Raw genomic sequence first — 25488 nt, 5'->3', positions numbered from 1 at the left:
TCTACTTATGGAAGGAGATACAGAGAAGTGATGAAGGTAGCATTCGAGAGAGAAACCACGTTCTGGAACAAGGTATTCGAAGGTGAAGAAAACCCGCCTACGGCACTTCCTTACAGCAAAGCTCAGAATCAAGCTCCAGCCCTTGTCCGGACAATGTCCACCGCATTGTCTAAAGAGGTCTCCGAGCGGATCATTCAAATGAGCAAAGGCGCGCCTTTGCCGGCCTATATGATTTTGTTGTCGGGAGTTCAAAGCTTACTATACAAATATACGAGCAGCAGCTCGATTTTGGTGGGGATGCCTGTCGTCACCAAGCTGAACGAGGCCCGGCGTCCTGTCAACCACCTGGTGATTCTCAGGGAAGAAGTCCGCGATGACAGCACCTTTAAAGCTTTGCTTGGCGAAGCGAAAACCTCGGTTACGTCAGCCATAAATCATCAGAACGTTCCGTTCCGCTTGATGACGGAGCGCCTGGAGCTGCAATATGCGGACGGCGTGCCTGTCGTTAACACGCTGGTTGCGTTGAAGCAGCTTCACATTACCGATTATCGGCAAAGCGCGGTGTCGGATGTTTTATTCGATTTCGAATTGAAAAAGGATGAGGTCCGCCTTCATTTAACATATAACGGGAATCTGTATACCGAATCGTTCATTAAGCAGGCAGTCGATCACTTAAACCGGTTGTTTTCCGTCGTTTTGTTCCAGCCCGATCTCGCTCTGGAGCAGGCCGATTTGTTGTCAGAGGCCGAGAAGCATCAACTGCTGGACGCATTCAACCAAACCGGCACGGATTATCCCCGGGACACCACGATCCACCGCTTGTTCGAGGAGCAGGCGGAGCGCCGTCCGGATGCGATGGCGGTTGCCTTCGAAGACCGGCAGCTGACGTACGGCGAGCTGAACGAGCGCGCCAATCGCTTGGCAAGAACGCTGCGGAACGCGGGCGTGCAGGCGGACCAACTGGTCGGTATTATGGTGGAACGTTCGCTCGACATGATCGTGGGCATTATGGGCATTCTGAAAGCCGGCGGGGCGTATGTGCCGATCGATCCGGAATATCCGGAAGAGCGCATTCGGTACATGCTGGAGGACTCAGGCATGAAGCTGCTGCTCGCCCAGGAGCATCTGCTGGACCGCGCGCCGTTTGCGGGCAAGTTTGTGAATTTGAACGATGAGGAAGCCTACCACCAAGACGGCTCCAACCTTGAGCCTGTCAACGGTCCGGAGCATTTGACCTACGTGATCTACACGTCGGGAACGACGGGCAAGCCGAAAGGCGTTATGGTCGAGCACCGGAACGTCGTGCGTCTGGTGAAAAATACCAATTATGCGAAGCTGAACGAACAGACGCATATTTTGCAGACGGGCGCGGTTGTATTCGACGCTTCGACCTTCGAAATATGGGGCGCGCTGCTGAACGGCGGAAGACTGTACGTGGTGCGCAACGAAACGATTCTGGACGCTGCGAGCCTGAAAAAGGCGATTCAGCAGTACGGCATCAACACGATGTGGCTGACGGCAGCGCTGTATAACCAGCTTTCGCAGCAGGACAGTGGAATGTTCGCGGGACTGAAAACCTTGATCGTCGGTGGCGACGTGCTCTCCGTACCGCATATCAACCGGGTGCTGCGCGAGTATGCGGGACTCAGCATCGTCAACGGATACGGTCCGACGGAAAATACGACGTTTTCCACGACGCATACGATCGTCGGTGAGCAGAAGGAAGCGGTGCCGATCGGCAAGCCGATCAACAACTCTACGGCGTACATCGTGGACAGCAAGCTGAACCTGCTGCCGGTCGGGGTATGGGGCGAGCTGATCGTAGGCGGAGACGGTGTCGCACGCGGGTATTTGAACCGACCGGAGCTGACGGCGGAGAAGTTTGTGGAAATTTCCATCCGCCCCGGCGAGCGGTGCTACCGGACGGGAGACCTGGCAAGATGGCTGCCGGACGGAACGCTGGAATACAAAGGCCGGATCGACGAGCAGGTGAAAATCCGGGGCTACCGGATCGAGCTTGGCGAGATCGAAGAGCAGTTGTTGAAAGTCGCGAGCGTGAAAGAAGCGACGGTCATCGCGCGCGAAGACGAAAGCGGACAGAAACAGCTGTGCGCCTACTTCGTAGCGGAGCGGGAGCTGACGGTCAGCGAGCTGAGAGCGGCATTATCGCAGGAGCTGCCGAACTATATGATCCCGTCGCACTTCGTGCCGCTGGAGCGGATGCCACTGACGCCGAACGGGAAGATCGACCGCAGGGCGCTGCCTGCTCCGGAGGAAAGCATGCAGACCGGCGTGGAGTTCGTGGAGCCACGGACTGAGCTGGAAGCCGGAATCGTTAAGATATGGCAAGAAATTCTTAAGATAGAAAAAATAAGTGTAAAAGACAGTTTCTTTGAGCTTGGCGGCCATTCGCTGCGCGCGACGACCATGGTCAGCCGGCTTCATAAAGAGCTGAACGTCAGCCTGCCGCTGCGAGACGTATTCCGGTATCCTACGGTCGAAAAGCTGGCCGAAGCCATCAGCGGAATGGGCGAGCAGGCGTACAGCTCGATTCCTGCCGCGGAAGCGCGGGAGGTTTATCCGCTATCGTCCGCGCAAAAGCGGCTCTACATTTTGCACCAGCTGGAAGGGGCCGAGCAAAGCTACAACATGCCGGGCGTGACGCTGCTCGAAGGAGCGCTGGACCGCGGGCGGCTGGAGGAAGCATTCCAGGCGTTGGTCGCGCGGCATGAGACGCTGCGAACCGCCTTCGAGATGGTAGGCGGGGAGCCGATGCAGCGGATCTACCCCGAAGTGGTGTTTGCAGTCGAGCATATCCGGGCGAGCGAGGAAGAAGCCGACGCAGCGGTGAAGCAATTTATTCGCGCCTTCGACTTGGCAAAGCCGCCGCTCTTGCGGGTAGGTTTGATCGAGCTGGCACCCGAACGCCATCTCTTGATGTTCGACACGCACCATATCGTTTCCGACGGCATTTCCATGGATGTTCTGGTGGAAGAATTCGCCCGTCTGTACGGCGGAGAAGAGCTGCCGGCGCTGCGCATCCAGTACAAGGATTACGCCGTATGGCAGCAGTCCGAGGCGCAAAAAGAGCAGTTGAAGCGTCAGGAGGCGTACTGGCTTGAGGTATTCCGCGGCGAGCTGCCGGTGCTCGAAATGCCTACGGACTACGCCCGTCCTGCCGTGCAGAGCTATGCGGGGAATGCGCTCCGCTTCGAGCTCGATGCGCACCAACGGGAAGGCTTGCAGCGAATCGCTGTGGAGAGCGGTGCGACGCTGTACATGGTGCTGCTTGCCGCTTACACAATTCTGCTGCAAAAGTACACCGGCCAGGAGGACGTCGTCGTCGGCACGCCGATTGCGGGCAGAACGCACGGCGATTTGCAGCCGCTAATCGGGATGTTCGTCAATACGCTGGCGATCCGCAACTATCCGACGGCGGACAAAACGTTCCTCTCGTATTTGGACGAAGTGAAGGAAACGACGCTGGGCGCGTTCGAGCGCCAGGATTACCCGTTCGAAGAGCTGGTGGACAAGCTGAAGCTGGCTCGCGATTTGAGCCGCAACCCGCTCTTTGACACGATGTTTACTCTGCAAAATACGGAGAACAAGGAGTTTCGCCTGCCGGGCTTGCAGCTGACGCCGTACCCGGTTGAAGAGCATACGTCGAAATTCGATCTGAGCTTGGACATCATGGAAAGCGGCGACGGCTTCCTTTGCGGAATCGAATACGCAACCGCGTTGTACAAGCGGGAGACGATCGAACGGATGGCGAAGCACTTCGAGCAATTGCTGACGGCCATCGTCAACGATCCTGCGGCAAAAATCGCATCGCTGGGCATCCTGACGGCGGAAGAGAAGGCGCAGGTCGTGCACGTGTTCAACCCGGCCGCGCCGGATGCGCCGGAGAACGAAGCGTTCCACGCGCTGTTCGAGAAGCAGGCGGAGCGCACGCCGGAAGCCGCCGCGGTCAATTACGAAAGCGACCGGCTGACGTACCGGGAGCTGAACGAACGGGCGAACCGTCTGGCGCGCACACTGCGGGCTCAAGGCGTGCAGCCGAACCAACTGGTGGGCATTTTGGCCGACCGTTCGGCCGAGCTGCTCGTCGGCGCGCTGGCGGTCTGGAAAGCGGGCGGAGCTTATGTGCCGCTGGACCCGGATTATCCGTCCGACCGCATCCAGTTCATGCTGGAGGACAGCGCAGCCTCGGTGCTGCTGACGCAGACGCACCTGCAGGAGCGCGCGCAGCAATGGGTGCAGGGAGAGCCGACGCTGCAAGCGGTGCTTTGCCTGGACGACGAGGCGGCGTATGCCGAAGACGCGTCGAACGTGGCGAACGTGAACGATCCGCACGATCTGGCCTACGTGATCTATACGTCGGGGACGACGGGACGCCCGAAAGGCGTGATGATCGAGCACCGGAGCCTGGTCAATACGGCGGCAGGATACCGCCGGGAGTATCGTCTGGACCAGTTCCCGGTACGGCTGCTGCAACTAGCGAGCTTCTCGTTTGACGTGTTCGTGGGAGACATCGCGCGGACGCTGTACAACGGCGGCACGATGGTCATCTGCCCGAAAGACGACCGGATCGATCCGGCCCGTTTGCATTACTGGATCAGCGAAGAAAAGATCACGATCTTCGAATCGACGCCGGCGCTTATCGTCCCGTTCATGGACTATGTGGCAGAACACGGGCTGGACATGAGCTCGATGGAGCTGCTGATCACAAGCTCCGACAGCTGCAGCGTGACGGACTACCGGGTGCTGCAAGAGCGCTTCGACGGGCAGTTTAGAATCATCAACGCGTACGGGGTAACGGAAGCGGCGATCGATTCGAGCTTGTACGACGAGCCGCTGGCCAAGCTGCCGGAGGCGGGGAACGTGCCAATCGGGAAAGCGGCGCTGAACGCCAAGTTCTACATCGTTGACGCGCACTTGAATCCAGTGCCTGCGGGCGTGCTGGGCGAGCTGTGCATCGGTGGTATCGGGGTGGCGCGAGGCTACCTGAACCGTCCGGAGCTGACGGAAGAGAAATTCGTAGACAGCCCGTTTGTCGAAGGCGAGCGTTTGTACCGGACAGGGGACTTGGCGCGGTGGATGCCGGACGGCAACGTGGACTTCATCGGCCGGATCGACAACCAGGCGAAAATCCGGGGATACCGGATCGAGACGGGCGAGATCGAGACGCAGCTGCTGAAAGCGGAAGGCGTGCGGGAAGCGGTCGTCGTCGTGCGGGAGGATGCGAAAGGCCAGAAGGTGCTGTGCGCGTACTTCACGGCGGAGAGCGAGCTGAAGCTGAGCGAGCTGCGGAGCAGCCTGTCGCAGGAGCTGCCGGGATACATGATCCCGTCGTACTTCGTGCAGCTGGAGCAGCTGCCGCTGACGGCGAACGGGAAGATCGACCGCAAAGCGCTGCCGTCGCCGGATGCGAGCATGCAGACGGGGATGGAATACGTCGCGGCTCGGACGCCGCAGGAAGCGAAGCTGGCAAGCATCTGGCAGGAAGTGCTCGGGCTGGAGAAGGTCGGCGTGAAGGACAACTTCTTCGAGCTGGGCGGGCACTCCCTGCGCGCGACGATGTTGGTCGGCAAGGTGCACAAGGAGATGAACGTGGAGCTTCCGCTGCGGGACGTGTTCCGCTGCTCGACGGTGGAAGAGATGGCCCAAGCGATTGCCCGGATGGAAGAGCAAGCGTATGTCTCGATCCCGACGGTCGAGGAGAGGGAGTGCTATCCGGTATCTTCCGCGCAGAAGCGTCTCTACATCCTGCACCAGTTGGAAGGAGCGGAACAAAGCTACAATATGACCGGCGAGCTGGTGCTCGAAGGGACGCTGGACCGCGGGCGGTTGGAGGAAGCGTTCCGTCAACTGATTGCGCGGCACGAGACGCTGCGCACGGGCTTCGAGCTGGTGAACGGCGAGCCGGTGCAGCGGGTGTACAAGGAAGTGGACTTCGCCGTCGAGCATTATCGGGCGAGCGAGGGAGAAGCCGGGGAAATCGTACGCGGATTCGTGCGCACGTTTGACTTGGCGAAGCCGCCGCTGCTGCGCGTAGGCTTGGTCGAGCTGGCGAAGGACCGACACATCCTGCTGCTGGATATGCACCATATCGTCTCCGACGGCATGTCGACGGATGTGCTGACCGAAGAGTTCGGGCGGTTGTACAACGGGGAAAACCTGCTGCCGCTGCGCATTCAATACAAGGACTTTGCGGTATGGCAGCAGTCCGAGGCGCAGCAGGAGCAGGTGAAACGGCAGGAGGCCTATTGGCTGGACATGTTCCGGGGCGAATTGCCCGTGCTTGAGATGCCGACGGATTATCCGCGCCCTGCGGTGCGGAGGTTCGAAGGAAGCACACTTTCCTTCCGCCTGGACGCGGGGCTGAACGAAGCCTTGAAGCGGGTTGCGGCAGAAAGCGGAGCGACGCTGTACATGGTTTTGCTGGCTGCGTACAACGTGATGCTGCAAAAATATACGGGTCAGGAAGACATCGTCATCGGCACGCCGATCGCGGGAAGAACGCATGGCGATTTGCAGCCGCTCATCGGGATGTTTGTCAACACGCTGGCGATCCGCAATTATCCGGCTGGCGGGAAGACGTTCCGTTCATTCCTGGAGGAAGTGAAGGAAACGACCCTGGGAGCCTACGAGCACCAGAGCTACCCGTTTGAGGAGCTGGTGGAGAAGCTGCAGGTGCCTCGCGACTTGAGCCGCAACCCGATTTTTGACGCGATGTTCGTGCTGCAAAATACGGAAAACCAGGAGCTCCAGCTTGATGGGCTCAGGCTGGCTCCGTATCCGAGCGGCAATACGATCGCGAGATTCGATCTGACGCTGGACGTGACGGAAACCGGCAGCGGGCTGGAATGCAGCTTCGAATACGCGACTTCCTTGTATGCACGGGAAACGATCGAACGCATGTCGAAGCATTTGGAGCAATTGCTCACTGCGATCGCGAAGGCTTCGGAAGCGCCGATTGCCGGGTTGGACATGCTGACGGCGGCGGAGCAGACACAGCTTCATCATGTGTTCAACGCTACGGCGGCGGACTATGAAGCGGACAAAGCGATCCACCAATTATTCGAGGAACAGGCGGAACGCACGCCGGATCATCCGGCCGTCGTCTTCGAAGGCCAACAGCTGACGTACCGGGAATTGAACGAACGGGCGAACCGGCTGGCACGCACCTTGCAGGCACTGGGTGTGCAGACGGACCAGCCTGTCGGACTTATGCTTGAGCGCTCTTTGGAAATGGTCGTCGGCATGTTTGCCGTCCTGAAAGCCGGGGGTGCCTACGTGCCGATCGATCCGGAATATCCGGAAGACCGCATCAGCTACATGCTGGAAGATTCGGGCGCGCAAGTGCTGTTGGCCCAGCGTCGTTTGCAGGAGCGCGTTTCGTTTGCCGGGACCGTTGTCACGGTGGATGACGAGCAGGCATACGCCGGGGACGGCTCGAACCTGGAGTCCGCCGCGGGTCCGAACGATTTGGCGTATATCATTTATACGTCGGGGACGACCGGTAAGCCAAAAGGGGTAATGCTCGAGCATCACGGGCTGTGCAGTCTGAAGCAGATGTTTGCGAACACCTTGCAAATGACCGGACAGGACCGGGTTGTTCAATTCGCCAGCTTGTCGTTCGACGCATCGTGCTGGGAAGTATTCCAAACTCTGTTCTTCGGTGCGACCTTGTACATCCCGACGAAGGAAACGATTCTGGATTACCAATGGTTCGAGCGGTACATGAGCGATAACGGCATTACGACCGCTACGCTGCCGCCGACCTATGCGGTCTACCTAAACCCGGACCATATGCCGGGCTTCAAAAAGCTGATCACGGCAGGCTCCGCATCATCCTTGGAGCTGCTACAGCAGTGGAAAGATAAAGTGAAATATTTCAACGCCTACGGTCCGACGGAGGACTCGATCTGCACGACCATTTGGACGCCTTCGACCGAAGACATCGGCCAATTGAAGTTGGTGCCGATCGGAGGTCCTATCGTCAATCACCGGATTTATATTGTCGATGCGCATCATCAACCGGTGCCCGTCGGCGTGGCTGGCGAGCTGTGTGTTGCAGGCGTTGGGTTGGCGCGGGGCTATTTGAACCGTCCCGATCTGACGGCGGAGAAGTTCGTGGACAATCCATTCGAGCCGGGCGAGCGGATGTACCGGACGGGCGATTTGGCCAAGTGGCTGCCGGACGGAACGATCGAGTACCTGGGCCGGATCGACCATCAGGTCAAAATCCGTGGCTACCGGATCGAGCTGGGCGAGATCGAAGAGCAGCTGCTGAAGGTCGCGTCCGTTCAGGAAGCGATTGTCATCGCGCATGATGACGCAAGCGGACAAAAGCAGCTCTGCGCCTACTTCGTGGCCGACCGGACGATGACGGTGGGCGAGCTGAGAGGGGAGCTGTCCGGCGAGCTGCCGGGGTATATGATCCCGTCGCACTTCGTGCAGCTGGAACGGATGCCATTGACACCGAACGGGAAGATCGACCGCAAGGTGCTGCCTGCTCCGCAAGGAAACGCTTCGGCGGGAGCCGACTACGTCGCGCCCCGGAGCGAGGAGGAAAAAGTGCTCGCTGACGTATGGCGGGCCGTGCTGGGCGCGGAACGCGTCGGAGCGACGGATCATTTCTTCGAGCTGGGCGGAGATTCGATCAAATCGATTCAAGTCTCGTCCCGCCTGCATCAGGCCGGGTACAAGCTGGAAATCCGCGACTTGTTCAAATATCCGACCGTCGCGCAGCTGAGCAAGCATATCCGTCCGGTGGCGCGGATGGCCGACCAAGGGGAAGTAAGCGGCGACGTCGCGCTGACGCCGATCCAGCATTGGTTCTTCGAGCAGCAGTTTGCCGAGCCGCATCATTTTAACCAATCGGTCATGCTGCACCGCAAGGACGGCTTCGACGAAGCGGCGATTCACAAGGTGCTGCGGAAGCTTGTGGAGCATCACGATGCGCTGCGTGTCGTATTCCACAAGTCGGAGAGCGGCTTCACTGCATGGAACCGGGCTGTCGGGGAAGGCGAGCTTTACGGTCTGGAAGTGGTGGATCTCAAAGGAATCGAGGAGTCCGCGCAAGCGGTCGAAGCCAAAGCGAACGAAATTCAGAGCCGCATCGATCTGGAAGCGGGACCGTTTGTCAAAGCGGGGCTGTTCCAATGCGCAGACGGCGACCATCTGCTGATCGTCATCCACCATGGCGTGGTAGACGGCGTATCGTGGCGCATTTTGCTGGAGGATCTCGCGAACGGCTACGAGCAGGCTGTCAAAGGAGAAGAGCTTCGTTTTCCGGCGAAAACGGATGCGTACCGCACTTGGTCCGAGCAGCTTGCGGCGTACGCGCAAAGTCCGGTTATTGAGCGCGAGCTGGCCTATTGGAAGCGCATCGCGCAAACGGAGGTACAGCCGCTGCCCAAGGACGAGCAAGTGGACGTTTCCTTGCAGCAGGATAGCGAATCCATCTCGATGGAGTGGACCCGCGAGGAAACGGAGCAGCTGTTGAAGGGCGTCCATCGCGCGTACAATACCGAAATGAACGATATTTTGCTGGCGGCGCTGGGGATGGCCGTACAGAAGTGGAGCGGCCTTGACCGTGTGCTGGTGAATCTGGAAGGCCACGGCCGGGAATCCATCATGACGGATATCGATATTACGCGCACCGTAGGCTGGTTTACGAGCAAATATCCGGTTGTGCTTGAACTGGAGCAAGGTAAAGACATATCCTACTTGCTCAAGAAAACGAAAGAAGACCTGCGTGGAATCCCGAATAAAGGGATCGGTTACGGCATATGCCGGTACTTGTCTGTGGTTAAGAACGATATTGCATGGGGCGCGGAGCCAGAAGTCAGCTTCAACTATCTCGGACAATTCGATCGGGATTTGCAAAACGGCGACATCGGAGTATCGGCGCATACGGGCGGCAAGCAGTCGAGCGACCGGCAAAAGCGAAGCTTCGCGCTGGACATCAACGGCATGATTGCAGACGGAACGCTGTCGCTCGAGCTGAGCTACAACGGCAAGGAATACCGCCGGGAGACGATGGAGCGTCTGGCCGCTTCGCTTCGGGAAAGCCTGCGCGCCATTATCGCGCATTGCGTTTCGAAAGAACGGGCGGAATTGACGCCGAGCGACGTTCAATTCAAAGGCCTGAGCGTGGAGGAGCTTGAGCAAATTTCCGGACAAACGCCGTATCTCGGGGACCTCGAGAACATCTATGCGCTCACGCCGATGCAAAAAGGGATGTGGTTCCACAATACCTTGAACCGACATGGCGGCGCGTATATCGAGCAGACGCTGTTTAACGTACAAGGCGCTCTGAACATCGAGCTGTTCTCCCGAAGCTGGGACGAGTTGGCGGCGCGGCATGCCGTGCTGCGCACCAACTTCCACAGTGGCTGGAGAGGGGAACCGCTGCAGATTGTCTACCGCTACAAGCCGGTCGAGTTTGCTTACGAAGACCTGCGTCATTTGGCAGAGGCCCAGTGGAGCGCGTATCTCGATCAACTGGTGAATGACGACAAGACCCGGGGCTTCGATCTGGAGCAGGATGCGCTGATGCGGGTGAAAGTTGTCCGCACACAGGAAGAAAGCTTCCATGTGCTTTGGAGCTTCCATCATATCCTGATGGACGGCTGGTGCTTGCCTCTGATCGCCAAAGAGCTGTTCGACACGTACGAGGCTTACCTGCGCCACGATTTGTCCGAACGGCCGACGGCTCCGTCCTACAGCCATTATATCGAATGGCTGGAGAAGCAGGATATGGAAGCGGCAGCCCGTTATTGGACCGGGTTCTTGGCAGGGTACGACAGCCAGACGACGCTGCCTCAAGGCAAATTGCACAACAAGAACGGGGAGTATACGGAAGCGAATATTCTCCGCCCGCTGGGCAAGAGCTTAACCGAACGGATGAGCCGAATTGCCAAGCAGCATCAGGTGACCGTGAATACGTTGATGCAGGCGGCTTGGGGCATTATATTGCAGAAATATAACGGAACGGACGATGCGGTATTCGGCAGCGTCGTTTCAGGCAGATCCGCGGAGATCGCGGGAATCGAAGAGATGATCGGGCTGTTCATTAACACGATTCCGGTCCGCGTCTCTTGCGAGGCGGAGCAAAGCTTTGCCGACGTGATGAAGCGCGTGCAGGAAGCGGCTTTGGAGTCGGGACGCTACGATTACTATCCGCTGTACGAAATTCAGGCGCAGAGCGCCCAAAAGCAGGATCTGATCGGCCATATTATGGCCTTCGAGAACTTCCCGATGGACGAGCAGATCGAGCAGGCGGGCAGCGATGAGGACGGAAAGCTTGCGATTACGGATGTCGACATCGCGGAACAAACGAACTATGACTTTACCCTGGTTGTTATGCCGGGAGAAGAGCTTGCCGTCCGCTTCTATTACAATGCGTCCGTGTACGAACATTATGCCATGGAGCGGCTGATGGGACATCTCATCCATGTGCTTGAGCAGGTCACAGCCAACCCGGAAGCTCCCGTAAGTACGCTGGAGCTGGTGACCGAGGCGGAGAAAGCGGAGATTATTCACGTATTCAACAATACGGCGGCGGAATACCAGCAAGAACAGACGATTCACGGGCTGTTCGAAGAGCAGGCGCTGCGCAATCCCGATGCGGTGGCGGTTGTGTTCGAGAAATCGCAGCTTACGTATGGGGAGCTGAACGAGCAGGCGAACCGTATGGCGCGAACGCTGCGAGATGCCGGAGTACGCCCGGATCAGCTGGTCGGCCTTATGGTCGAGCGCTCGCTGGAGATGGTCGTCGGCATGATGGCGATTATGAAAGCCGGCGGGGCCTATATCCCGATCGATCCGGAATATCCGGAGGACCGTATTCGGTACATGCTGGAAGATTCGGGTGCGCAGGCGCTGCTGACACAGCGTCATTTGCGGGACCGCGTATCGTTTGCCGGGACACTTGTGGCGGTGGACGACGAGCAGGCCTATCATGCGGACGGCTCGAATCTGGAGCCGGTCGTCGGACCGAATCATCTGGCGTACGTGATCTATACGTCGGGCACGACGGGCAAGCCGAAAGGGGTTATGGTCGAGCATCACGGGCTATGCAGCCTGAAGCTGATGTTTGCGAACACGCTGCAAATGACGGAGCAAGATCGCGTCGTGCAGTTTGCCAGCCTGTCGTTTGACGCGTCGTGCTGGGAAATTTTCAAAGCGTTGTTCTTCGGCGCAACGCTGTATATTCCGACTTCTACGACCATTCTCGATTATCCGTTGTTCGAGAGCTATATGAACGAGAATGGCATCACGGCGACGATCCTGCCGCCGACTTACGCGGCTTATCTGAATCCGGACCGGATGCCAAGCCTGAAGAAGCTGATCACAGGCGGTTCAGCGGCTTCGGTCGAATTCGTCCAGCAGTGGAAGGACAAGGTTCTGTACTTCAACGCCTACGGGCCAACGGAAGCCTCGATCGTAGCGTCGATTTGGGACGCGGCGTCGGATGGTCTTGGAGACCGGAAGTCGGTGCCGATTGGCCGGCCGCTTGCGAACCATCGCATCTACGTCGTGGATTCGCACAACCGGATGCTGCCAGTCGGCGTAGCCGGGGAGCTGTGCATCTCTGGCGTCGGGCTGGCGCGAGGGTACTTGAACCGTCCCGAGCTGACGGCGGAAAAATTCGTCGACAATCCGTTTGAGCCGGGTGAGCGGATGTACCGGACGGCCGACCTGGTCCGCTGGCTGCCGGATGGCAATCTCGAATACATGGGCCGGATCGACCATCAGGTGAAAATTCGCGGCTACCGGATCGAGCTTGGCGAAGTGGAAACGCAGCTGGCGAAGATCGACGCCGTTCAGGAAGCGATTGTCCTCGCGCGTGAGGACGCAAATGGACAGCAGCAGCTTGTCGCCTACTTTGTAGCACAACAAGAACTCACGGCGGCCGAGCTGAGATTGGCGATGTCGCAGGAGCTGCCGAACTATATGATCCCGTCGTATTTCGTACAGCTCGCGCAAATGCCGCTTACGCCGAACGGGAAAATCGACCGCAAGGCGCTGCCTGCTCCGGAAGGAAGCATGCATGCGGGCGGCGAGTACGTCGTGCCGCGGACGCCGACGGAAGCCAAGCTGGCGCACATTTGGCAGGACGTGCTCGGGCTGGAGAAGGTGGGCGTGAAGGACAACTTCTTCGAGCTTGGCGGACATTCGCTGCGTGCCACGGCATTGGCGAGCAAGGTGCGCAAGGAACTGAATATGGAGCTTCCGCTGCGGCACATCTTCCAATTCCCGACGGTCGAGCAATTGGCCGAGGCGATCGGACAGTTGGAGCAGCAGGAGTTCGATGCGATTCCTGTTGTCGAAGAACGGGAATACTACCCGGTTTCCTCGGCTCAGAAACGGCTCTATATCCTGCATCAGCTGGAAGGCGCGGCCCAAAGCTACAACATGCCGGGCGTGATGGGGCTCGAAGGGGCGCTGGACCGCGAGCGGTTCGAAGAGACGTTCCGCAAGCTGATTGCGCGTCACGAGACGCTGCGGACGGGCTTCGAGCTGGTGGACGGCGAACCGATGCAGCGGATCTATCCGGAAGTGGATTTTGCCGTCGAAACGGTTCAAGCCGGCGAGGAAGAAGCCAAAACGATCGTGCGCGACTTTATCCGTCCGTTTGATCTGGCGAAGCCGCCTCTTCTGCGGGTAGGCTTGATCGAGCTGGCGCCTGAGCGGCACATCCTGATGCTGGATATGCATCACATTGTTTCCGACGGCGTCTCGGCGGATGTTCTGGTGGAAGAGTTCGCCCGGCTGTATAGCGGGGAGGAGCTGCCGGGGCTGCGCATCCAGTACAAGGATTATGCCGTATGGCAGCAGTCCGAGGCGCAAAAAGAGCAGTTGAAGCGCCAGGAGGCGTACTGGCTCGAAGCGTTCCGCGGGGAGCTGCCGGTGCTCGAAATGCCGACGGATTATGCCCGCCCTGCCGTGCAGAGCTATGCCGGCGATACGCTTGATTTCCGCATGAACTCGGAAATAAGCGAAGGGCTGAAGCGAATAGCTGCGGAAAGCGGCGCGACGCTATACATGGTGCTGCTGGCCACCTATACAGTGCTGCTGCAAAAGTACACCGCTCAGGAGGACGTCGTCGTCGGAACGCCGATTGCAGGCAGAACCCATGCGGATCTGCAACCGCTGATCGGGATGTTCGTCAACACGCTGGCGATCCGCAACTATCCGGCAGCGGACAAAACGTTCCTTTCGTACCTGGAGGACGTGAAGGAAACGACGCTTGGCGCGTTTGAACACCAGACTTATCCGTTTGAAGAGCTGGTGGACAAGCTGCAAATGGCTCGGGATTTGAGCCGCAATCCGCTCTTTGACACGATGTTTTCCTTGCAAAACACGGAAAACAAAGAGATGCATCTTCCGGGACTTCACCTGACACCGTACCCGACCGAGTACGGCATGTCGAAATTCGACCTGAGCCTCGACGTGATGGAGGACAGCGAAGGTCTGGAGTGCAGTCTCGAATACGCAACCGCGTTGTACAAGCGGGAGACGATCGAACGGATGGCGAAGCACTTCGAGCAATTGCTGACGGCCATCGTCAACGATCCTGCGGCAAAAATCGCATCGCTGGGCATCCTGACGGCGGAAGAGAAGGCGCAGATCGTGCACGTGTTCAACCCGGCCGCGCCGGATGCGCCGGAGAACGAAGCGTTCCACGCGCTGTTCGAGAAGCAGGCGGAGCGTACGCCGGAAGCCGCCGCGGTCGTTTACGAAAACGACCGGCTGACGTACCGGGAGCTGAACGAACATGCGAACCGTCTGGCGCGCACGCTGCGGGCTCAAGGCGTGCAGCCGAACCAACTGGTGGGCATTTTGGCCGACCGTTCGGCCGAGCTGCTCGTCGGCGCGCTGGCGGTATGGAAAGCGGGCGGCGCTTACGTGCCGCTGGACCCGGATTATCCGTCCGACCGCATTCAGTTCATGCTGGAGGACAGCGCAGCCTCGGTGCTGCTGACGCAAACGCACCTGCTGGAGCGTGCGCAGCAATGGGTACAGGGAGAGCCGACGCTGCAAGCGGTGCTTTGCCTGGACGACGAGGCGGCGTATGCCGAAGACGCGTCGAACGTGGCGAACGTGAACGAGCCGCACGATCTGGCCTACGTGATCTATACGTCAGGGACGACGGGACGCCCGAAAGGCGTGATGATCGAGCACCGGAGCCTGCTCAATACGGCGGCAGGATACCGCCGGGAGTATCGTCTGGATCAATTCCCGGTACGGCTGCTGCAGTTAGCGAGCTTCTCATTCGACGTGTTCGTGGGAGACATCGCGCGGACGCTGTACAACGGCGGCACGATGGTTATCTGCCCGAAAGACGACCGGATCGATCCGGCCCGTCTGCATTACTGGATCAGCGAAGAGAAGATCACGATCTTCGAATCGACGCCGGCGCTTATCATCCCGTTCATGGACTATGTGGCAGAACACGGGCTCGACATGAGCTCGATGGAACTGCTGATCACAAGCTCGGACAGCTGCAGCGTGACAGACTACCGGGTGCTTCAGGAGCGCTTCGGAACGCAATTCCGAATCATCAACGCGTACGGGGTAACGGAAGCGGCGATCGATTCGAGCTTGTACGACGAGCTGCTGGCCAAGCTGCCGGAGGCGGGGAACGTGCCGATCGGGAAAGCGGGCCTGAACGCCAAGTTCTACATCGTCGACGCACACTTGAATCCGGTGCCTGTGGGCGTGCTGGGCGAGCTGTGCATCGGCGGCATCGGGGTGGCGCGAGGCTACCTGAACCGTCCGGAGCTGACGGAAGAGAAGTTTGTGGACAGCCCGTTTGTGGAAGGCGAGCGTTTGTACCGGACAGGGGACTTGGCGCGGTGGATGCCGGACGGCAACGTAGACTTTATCGGGCGGATCGACAACCAGGCGAAAATCCGGGGATACCGGATCGAGACGGGCGAGATCGAGACGCAGCTGCTAAAAGCGGAAGGCGTGCGGGAAGCGGTCGTCGTCGTGCGGGAGGACGCAAAAGGCCAGAAGGTGCTGTGCGCGTACTTTACGGCGGAGAGCGAGCTGAAGCTGAGCGAGCTGCGGAGCAGCCTGTCGCAGGAGCTGCCGGGATACATGATCCCGTCGTACTTCGTGCAGCTGGAGCAGCTGCCGCTGACGGCGAACGGGAAGATCGACCGCAAAGCGCTGCCGTCGCCGGATGCGAGCATGCAGACGGGGATGGAATACGTCGCGGCTCGGACGCCGCAGGAAGCGAAGCTGGCAAGCATCTGGCAGGAAGTGCTCGGGCTGGAGAAGGTCGGCGTGAAGGACAACTTCTTCGAGCTGGGCGGCCACTCCCTGCGCGCGACGATGCTTGTCGGCAAGGTGCACAAGGAGATGAACGTGGAGCTTCCGCTGCGGGACGTGTTCCGCTGCTCGACGGTGGAAGAGATGGCCCAAGCGATTGCCCGGATGGAAGAGCAAGCGTATGTCTCGATCCCGACGGTCGAGGAGAGGGAGTGCTATCCGGTATCTTCCGCGCAGAAGCGTCTCTACATCCTGCAACAACTGGAAGGAGCGGAGCAAACCTACAACATGCCGGAAAGGCTGGTGCTCGAAGGAGCGCTGGACCACGGGCGTTTGGAGGAAGCGTTCCGTCAACTGATCGCACGGCACGAGACGCTGCGCACGGGTTTCGAGCTGGTGAACGGCGAGCCGGTGCAGCGGGTGTACAAGGAAGTGGATTTCGCCGTCGAGCACTATCGGGCGAGCGAGGGAGAAGCCGGGGAGATCGTACGCGGATTCGTGCGCACGTTTGACTTGGCGAAGCCACCGCTGCTGCGCGTAGGCTTGGTCGAGCTGGCGGAGGACCGGCACATTCTGCTGCTGGATATGCACCACATCGTCTCCGACGGCGTCTCGACCGACGTGCTGACCGAAGAGTTCGGCCGCTTGTACAACGGAGAAAGCTTGGCGCCGCTGCGCATCCAGTACAAGGACTATGCGGCATGGCGGCAGTCCGAAGCGCAGCAGGAGCAGATGAAACGGCAGGAGGCCTACTGGCTGGACGTATTCCGTGGTGAGCTGCCCGTACTCGAACTGCCGACAGATTATCCGCGTCCTGCGGTGCGGAAGTTCGAAGGAAGCCTGCTACAGATTCAACTGGAGCCGAAGCTTGGCGAAGGCCTGCAGCGGATCGCGGCGGAAAGCGGCGCGACGCTGTACATGGTCCTCCTGGCCGCCTACAAGGTGCTGCTGCAAAAATATACGGGTCAAGAAGACATCGTCGTCGGCACGCCGATTGCGGGAAGAACGCATGGCGATTTGCAGCCGATCATCGGGATGTTTGTCAACACGCTGGCCATCCGCAGCTACCCGGACGGGGAGAAAACGTTCCGTTCGTTCCTGGACGAAGTGAAGGAAACGATGCTGGGCGCCTACGAGCATCAGAGCTATCCGTTCGAAGAGCTGGTGGAGAAAGCGCAGCCTGCTCGCGACTTAAGCCGCAACCCGCTGTTCGATACGCTGTTTGCGCTGCAAAACAAAGAAACCGGAGAGCTTCAGCTTGATGGACTGCGGCTAACTCCGTATCCGGCCGAGCATACCGTAGCGAAATTCGACCTGAGCGTGGACGTCACGGAAGGCAGCGAAGGCTTGGAGCTAAGCATGGAATATTCGACGGCCTTGTACACAAGGGAAACGATCGAACGGATGGCGAAGCATTTCGAGCAATTGCTTGCCGCTATTGTGCAGGCTCCTGAAGCGCCGCTTGCTTCGCTGGAGATGATCACGGCGGAGGAGAAGGAGCACATTCAGCGCGTGTTCAACGCTACGGAAGCCAAATATCCTTCGGACAAAACGATTCATCAATTGTTCGAGGAACAGGCGGAGCGCACCCCGGATCACCTTGCCGTTGCGTTCGAGGGCAAGCAGCTGACGTACGGCGAGCTGAACGAGCGGGCGAGCCGATTGGCAAGAACGCTGCGGAATGAAGGCGTACAGCCGGATCAACTGGTGGGCCTGATGGTGGAGCGTTCGCTGGAAATGGTTGTCGGGATGATCGCGATCCTGAAAGCGGGAGGCGCGTATGTGCCGATCGATCCGGATTATCCGGAGGAACGCATCCGGTACATGCTGGAGGATTCGGGCTCGAAGCTGCTGCTCGTTCAGGGGCATCTGCTGGACCGCGCGCCGTTTGCGGGCAAGCTCGTGAATTTGAACGACGAGGGGGCTTACCGCGAGGACGGCTCCAATCTGGAGCCTGTGAACGGTTCGGAGCATTTGGCCTACGTGATCTTCACGTCGGGAACGACGGGCAAGCCGAAAGGCGTTATGGTCGAGCACAGGAACGTCGTCCGTCTGGTGAAAAACGCCAATTATGCGGAGCTGAACGAACAGACGCATATTTTGCAGACGGGTGCGGTTGTGTTCGACGCTTCGACCTTTGAAGTCTGGGGCGCGCTGCTGAACGGCGGAAGACTGTACGTGGTGCGCAACGAAACGATTCTGGACGCTTCGAGTCTGAAAAACGCGATTCAGCAGTACGACATCAACACGATGTGGCTGACGGCACCGCTGTATAACCAGCTTTCGCAGCAGGACAGCGGAATGTTTGCGGGACTGAAAACCTTGATCGTCGGTGGCGACGTGCTCTCCGTACCGCACATCAACCGGGTGCTGCGCGAGCATCCGGGACTCAGCATCGTCAACGGATACGGCCCGACGGAAAATACGACGTTTTCCACGACACATACGATTGTCGGCGAGCAGAAGGAAGCGGTGCCGATCGGCAAGCCGATCAACAACTCTACGGCGTACATCGTCGACAGCAAGCTGAGCCTGCTGCCTGTTGGAGTATGGGGCGAGCTGATCGTCGGTGGCGATGGCGTGGCGCGCGGCTATTTGAACCGGCCGGAGCTGACGGCGGAGAAGTTCGTGGAAAGCTCCTTCCTCCCCGGAGAGCGATGCTACCGGACAGGAGACCTGGCAAGATGGCTGCCGGAAGGAACACTGGAATACAAAGGCCGGATCGACGAGCAGGTGAAAATCCGGGGCTACCGGATCGAGCTTGGCGAGATCGAAGAGCAGCTGTTGAAAGTCGCGAGCGTGAAAGAAGCGACGGTCATCGCGCGCGAAGACGAAAGCGGACAGAAGCAATTGTGCGCCTACTTCGTAGCGGAGCGGGAACTGACGGTCGGCGAGCTGAGAGCGGCGTTATCGCAGGAACTGCCGAACTATATGATCCCGTCGCACTTTGTGCCGTTGGAGCGGATGCCGTTGACGCCAAACGGGAAGATCGACCGCAGAGCGCTGCCTTCCCCACAAGGAAACGCGCCTGTGGGAGCGGAGTATGTCGCGCCGCGGACCGAGCAAGAGAAGGCTCTGGCTGCCGTATGGCAGGCGGTACTGGGGGCCGAGCGCGTCGGGGTGACGGATCACTTCTTCGAGCTGGGCGGCGACTCGATCAAGTCGATTCAGGTGTCGTCCCGTCTGCACCAGGCCGGGTACAAGCTGGAAATCCGCGACTTGTTCAAATATCCGACTCTGGCGCAGCTCAGTCAGCATATTCAGCCGGTGGTCCGAATGATCGATCAGGGCGAAGTGACCGGAGAGGTCGGGCTGACGCCGATACAGCGCTGGTTCTTCGAGCAGTCGTTGGCCGATTTACATCACTTCAACCAAGCCTTCATGCTGCATCGAAAGGATCGCTTCGACGAGGCGGCGCTTCGCCAAGTGCTGCAGAAGCTTGCAGAGCATCACGACGCGCTGCGTACCGTATTCCGTAAGTCGGAGAACGGCTATGCCGCATGGAACCGGGCCATCGGAGAAGGCGAGATGTACAGCCTGGAGGTGACCGATTTCAGAGACGTCAAGTCTGCCGAGCAAGCGGTCGAAGCCAAGGCAAACGAGATCCAGAGCAGCATCGACCTCGAAGCAGGACCGCTGTTTAAAGCGGGGCTGTTCCAATGCGCGGACGGCGATCATCTGCTTCTCGTCATTCACCACGGCGTCGTCGATGGCGTATCCTGGCGGATACTGCTGGAGGATGTCGCCCTTGGCTACGAGCAGGCCGCCAAGGGAGAAGAGGTTCGTCTTCCGGCGAAAACCGATGCGTTCCATACGTGGTCCGGGCAGCTCGCAGCGTATGCGCAAAGTCCGGCAATGGAAAACGAGCGGGCGTACTGGGAGCTCATTGCCCAGACCGCCGTGGCGCCGTTGCCTAAGGATAAGCAATCCGATCGTTCCTTGCAGCAGGACAACGAATCCATCACGATTCAATGGAGCCGCGTGGAGACGGAGCAGCTGTTGAAGAAAGTCCACCGCGCGTACAACACCGAAATGAACGACATTCTGTTGACAGCGCTGGGCATGGCGGTGCAGAAATGGCGCGGTCTCGATCGTCTGCTGGTAAACCTTGAAGGACACGGACGGGAATCCATCATGACGGACATCGATATTACGCGCACCGTGGGCTGGTTTACAAGCAAGTATCCGGTGTTGCTCCAGATGGAACCGGGCAGGAGCTTGTCCACCCGAATCAAAAAAGTGAAAGAGGATCTGCGCCGAATTCCGAACAAGGGAATCGGTTACGGCCTCTGCCGCTACTTGTCCGCACAGCCGGACGGTACCGTATGGGGAGCGGAGCCGGAGATCAGCTTTAACTATCTGGGACAATTCGATCAGGATCTGTCCAATAACGATATCGGATTATCGCCGTACTCCAGCGGTTCGGAAATGAGCGACCGGCAAGCCCGCAGCTTCATACTGGACATCAACGGCATGATCACGGACGGTTCGCTGGCGCTTGAGCTGAGCTACAGCCGGAAGGAGTACCATCGCGAGACGGTGGAGGAATTGGCCGGTATGCTGCAGGAAAGCCTCCAGGAAATCATCGCGCATTGCGCGGCGAAAGAATGGACGGAGTTGACGCCGAGCGATGTCCAGCTCAAAGGACTTACCGTCGAGGAGCTGGAGCAGATTTCCGCACAAACGCGCAATGTCGGGGAAATCGAGAACATCTATACCCTTACGCCGATGCAAAAGGGGATGTGGTTCCACACGACCTTGGACAAGGAAGCTGGAGCGTATTTCGAGCAGATGCGGTTTACCGTGCAAGGAAGCCTGGATGCGGAGCAGTTCGCCAGAAGCTGGAACGATCTGGTCGCCCGTCACGCGATCCTGCGCACGAACTTCTTCAGCGGGCCGCGAGGAGAGCCTCTGCAAATCGTCTACCGCGACAAACGGATCGGATTCGTCTATGAAGATCTGAGCCATTTGCCGGCGGACGAGCGGCAGGCATCCGTCGAAAGGCTGGAGCAAGAAGACATCGCCCGCGGGTTTGATCTGGAGCAGGATGCGCTGGTGCGTGTTGCGGTCATCCGTACACAGGAAGCAAGCTACCGGGTACTTTGGAGCTTCCACCACATCCTGATGGACGGCTGGTGCTTGCCTCTGGTCGTCAAGGAACTGTTTGAAACGTACGAGGCTTACGTTCAGGGCGATCGTCCTGAGCAAAAGGCGGCGCCGGCGTACAGCCAGTATATCGAATGGCTGGAGAATCAGGACAGCGCAGCGGCATCCGCCTATTGGTCGAACTACTTGGCGGGCTACGAAGGTCAAACGGCGCTCCCTCAGGAGAAGGCGCAAAAACGAAGCGAAGGCTATGTGGCCGAGCATGTCGTTTGCGAGCTGGACAAAGCGTTAAGCGACCGGATGAACCGGGCCGCGAAGCAGTGCCGGGTGACGGTGAATACGCTGATGCAAGCGGCGTGGGGCGTCATTCTGCAGAAGTATAACGCAACCGGCGATGTGGTGTACGGCAGCGTCGTTTCGGGCCGACCGGCGGAAATTCCGGGCATCGAAGAAATGATCGGGCTCTTTATCAACACGATCCCGGTTCGCGTTGCCTGCCAGCCGGAGGAAAGCTTTGCCGACGTCATGGGAAGGATGCAGGAAGCGGCGCTGGAATCCGGACGTTACGACTTCTATCCGCTATACGAAATTCAGGCCCAAAGCGTTCAAAAGCAAGAGCTGATCAACCATTTGCTGGTATTCGAAAACTACCCGATGGATGAACAGGTGGAGCAGGCCGGCGGCGATGATAGCGGTACGCTCTCGATTACAGACGTTGATGTAGCGGAGCATACGAACTATAACTTCACCGTGACGGTCTTCCCGGGAGACGAAATTGTCGTGTGCTTCGATTACAACGGTGTTGTCTTCGAACGGGCCGATATGGAGCGGTTGAAAGGGCACCTGCTGCATGTGCTTGAGCAAATCGTGGCCGACCCGCAAGCTTCCGTAGGCGGCTTGGAGCTGGCTACCGCAGCGGAGAAGTCGGAAATTATCCACGTGTTCAACAACACCGCGACAGAGTATGCGCGTGAGCAGACGATTCACGGGCTGTTCGAGGAACAGGCGGAACGGATGCCGGATAAAGCGGCGGTCGTCTTTGAAAATACGCAGCTCACCTACCGGGAGCTGAACGAGAGGGCTAACCGGCTGGCCCGAACGCTGAGAGCGGAGGGCGTGCAGGCGGACCAGCCGGTCGGATTGATGATCGAGCGGTCGCTGGAGATGATCGTCGGCGCGTTTGCGGTCATGAAAGCCGGAGGCGCCTACGTGCCGATTGATCCGGAATATCCGGAAGACCGTATCCGGTACATGCTGGAAGACTCAGGAGCGCAAGTGCTGTTGACGCAGCGTCATTTGCAGGAGCGCGTATCGTTTGACGGGAAAGTGATCGCAGCGGATGACGAGCAGGCCTACGGCGAAGACGGCTCGAATCTGGAGCCGGTCGTCGGTCCGAATCATTTGGCGTACGTGATCTATACGTCGGGCACGACGGGCAAGCCGAAAGGGGTCATGGTCGAGCATCACGGGCTGTGCAGCTTGAAGCTGATGTTTGCGGAAACGCTGCGGATCACAGAAGAGGACCGGGTCGTCCAATTTGCAAGCTTGTCGTTCGATGCTTCGTGCTGGGAAATTTTCAAAGCGTTGTTCTTTGGCGCAACCTTGTATATCCCGGCCAAGGATACGATTCTGGATTATCCGCTGTTCGAAAGCTACATGAACGAGAACGGCATTACGGCAGCGATCCTGCCGCCGACCTATGCGATCTATTTGAGCCCGGACCGCTTGCCGAGCTTGAAAAAGCTCATTACGGGAGGCTCTGCCGCTTCGGTCGAATTCGTTCAGCAGTGGAAAGACGAAGTCCGCTATTTCAACGCCTACGGGCCAACGGAAGCTTCGATTGTGACGTCCGTATGGGCGGCTTCCCCGGACGGTCTCGATCTGAGATCGGTTCCGATCGGCCGTCCGATTGCGAATCACCAAATCTTTATTGTGGATTCGCAAAATCACATGCTGCCGGTCGGTGTGGCTGGAGAGCTGTGCATCTCAGGCGCAGGACTGGCGCGGGGTTATTTGAACCGTCCCGAGCTGACGGCGGAGAAATTTGTGGACAATCCGTTTCTGGCGGGCGAGCGGATGTACCGGACGGGCGATTTGGCCCGCTGGCTGCCGGACGGCAACATCGAGTATTTGGGCCGGATCGACCATCAGGTGAAGATTCGTGGCTACCGGATCGAATTAGGCGAGATCGAGGAGCAGCTTTTGACAATCGCTTCCGTTCAAGAAACGATTGTCATTGCCTGCGGCGACGCAAACGGGCAGCAGCAGCTTTGCGCCTACTTCGTGGCTGACCGGGAGTTGACGATGAGCGAGCTGAGAGGCGCGTTGTCACAAGAGCTGCCGGGCTATATGATTCCGTCGTACTTCGTGCAGCTGGAGCAAATGCCGCTGACGACGAACGGGAAGATCGACCGCAATGCGCTGCCTGCCCCGGAAGGAAGCATGCAGACGGGCGCTGACTTCGTCGAGCCGCGTACTCCGGTGGAAGCCGAGCTGGCACGCATCTGGCAGGAAGTGCTCGGAAGCGGGCCGATTAGCGTGAAGGACAACTTCTTCGAGCTTGGAGGTCACTCCTTGCGGGCGACGGTGCTGTCAAGCAAGGTGAACAAGGAGCTGAACGTCAATCTGCCGCTGCGGGATATTTTCCGGTTCCCGACAGTCGAAGCGCTGGCCCAGGTTATCGACGGGCTGGAGCAGCAGGAGCACAGCGCCATTCCGGTGATCGGGGAGCGGGAGTACTATCCGGTTTCTTCCGCACAGAAGCGGCTCTTCGTTTTGCATCAGTTGGAAGGAGCGCAGCAAAGCTACAACATTCCGGGCTTTGCAACGATCGAAGGGCCGCTGGACCGCGACCGCTTCGAAGCGGTCTTCCATCAACTGATCGAGCGTCATGAAACGCTGCGTACCGGTTTTGAGATGGCGAACGGCGAACCTGTTCAACGCGTATACAGCGAGGTCGAGTTTGCCGTGGAATACAACAAAGCCGGCCGGGAAGAAGCGGTGGAAATTGCACAGCGTTTCGTCCGCCCGTTTGATTTGAGAAAGCCGCCTTTGCTTCGCGTAGGGCTGATCGAAGTGGAGTCGGAACGCCACATTCTGATGCTGGATATGCATCACATCATTTCGGACGGCGCTTCCGTGGGGATTTTGCAGGAAGAGTTCTCCAGGCTGTATGCGGGCGAGAAACTGCCGCCTCTGCGGATTCAATACAAGGATTACGCGGCATGGCAGCGGTCCGAAGCATATGCCAAGCGGGTGAAGCAGCAGGAAGGCTATTGGCTGCAATCGCTGGCGGGAGAGCTGCCGGTCATCGAGCTGCCGACCGACTACGAAAGAACTTCTACCCGAAGCTTCGAAGGCGCGGAGCTTGAGTTTGAAGCGGACGAAGCTCTTACGCAGCGGCTGAACGAGCTGGCGGCCCGCCATGAAAGCACACTGTATATGGTTCTGCTGTCCGCGTACACGGTACTGCTGTCCAAGTACAGCGGGCAGGAAGACATTATCGTTGGAACGCCGGTTGCCGGAAGAACGCACGCGGATGTCGAGCCGGTCATCGGGATGTTTGTCAACACGCTGGCAATCCGCAATTATCCGGCGGGCGACAAAACGTTCCTCTCCTATCTGGAGGAGGTCAAAGAGACGACGTTGGGAGCCTTCGAGCATCAGGATTATCCATTCGAAGAGCTTGTCGAACGATTGAATGTGAAGTGGGATGCGAGCCGTAATCCGGTGTTCGATACGATGTTCGTCTTGCAAAATACCGAGGATCGCGGAATTGAAGCGGATGCATTCAGCCTGACTCCGTTTGTCTTCGATCAGACGGTTGCCGTACAGTTCGACCTGACCCTGTCGGTGGCCGAAGACGACGGCGCCATCCGCGGAAGCTTCCAGTATGCCGCCAAATTGTTCAAAGCGACCATGATCCGCAAAATGTCGAAGGATTTGTTGGCTGTCCTGGAACAAATCTGCGGAAACCCTGATATCCGGTTAAGCCAGATCCAATTGAATGAGCCTGAAAACGATAGCAATGATTCGTTAAGCAGCATCGAATTCGCATTCTAGCGGTTGGCCAAACCATAATTCGTTAGC

The 25488-nt window shown here is 58.6% G+C and carries 1 protein-coding gene; it reads left to right on the top strand.

Going from position 1 to position 25488, the window contains the following annotated elements:
- The first annotated feature begins 30 nt into the window (after positions 1-30).
- Positions 31-25461, top strand: a complete 25431-nt coding sequence (locus tag NLX71_RS00735) for a non-ribosomal peptide synthase/polyketide synthase (RefSeq protein ID WP_254361750.1) — start codon at positions 31-33, stop codon at positions 25459-25461.
- Positions 25462-25488: the final 27 nt, after the last annotated feature.

It is taken from the genome of Paenibacillus sp. MZ04-78.2, assembly GCF_024213375.1.
In the GTDB taxonomy this organism is placed as follows: domain Bacteria; phylum Bacillota; class Bacilli; order Paenibacillales; family NBRC-103111; genus Paenibacillus_G.
This window is presented reverse-complemented; position numbering and strand designations above follow the sequence as displayed.

Coding starts and splice junctions, on each gene's coding strand:
- NLX71_RS00735 (WP_254361750.1), top strand. CDS start 31: ATGAAGGTAGCATTCGAGAGAGAAACCACGTTCTGGAACAAGGTATTC.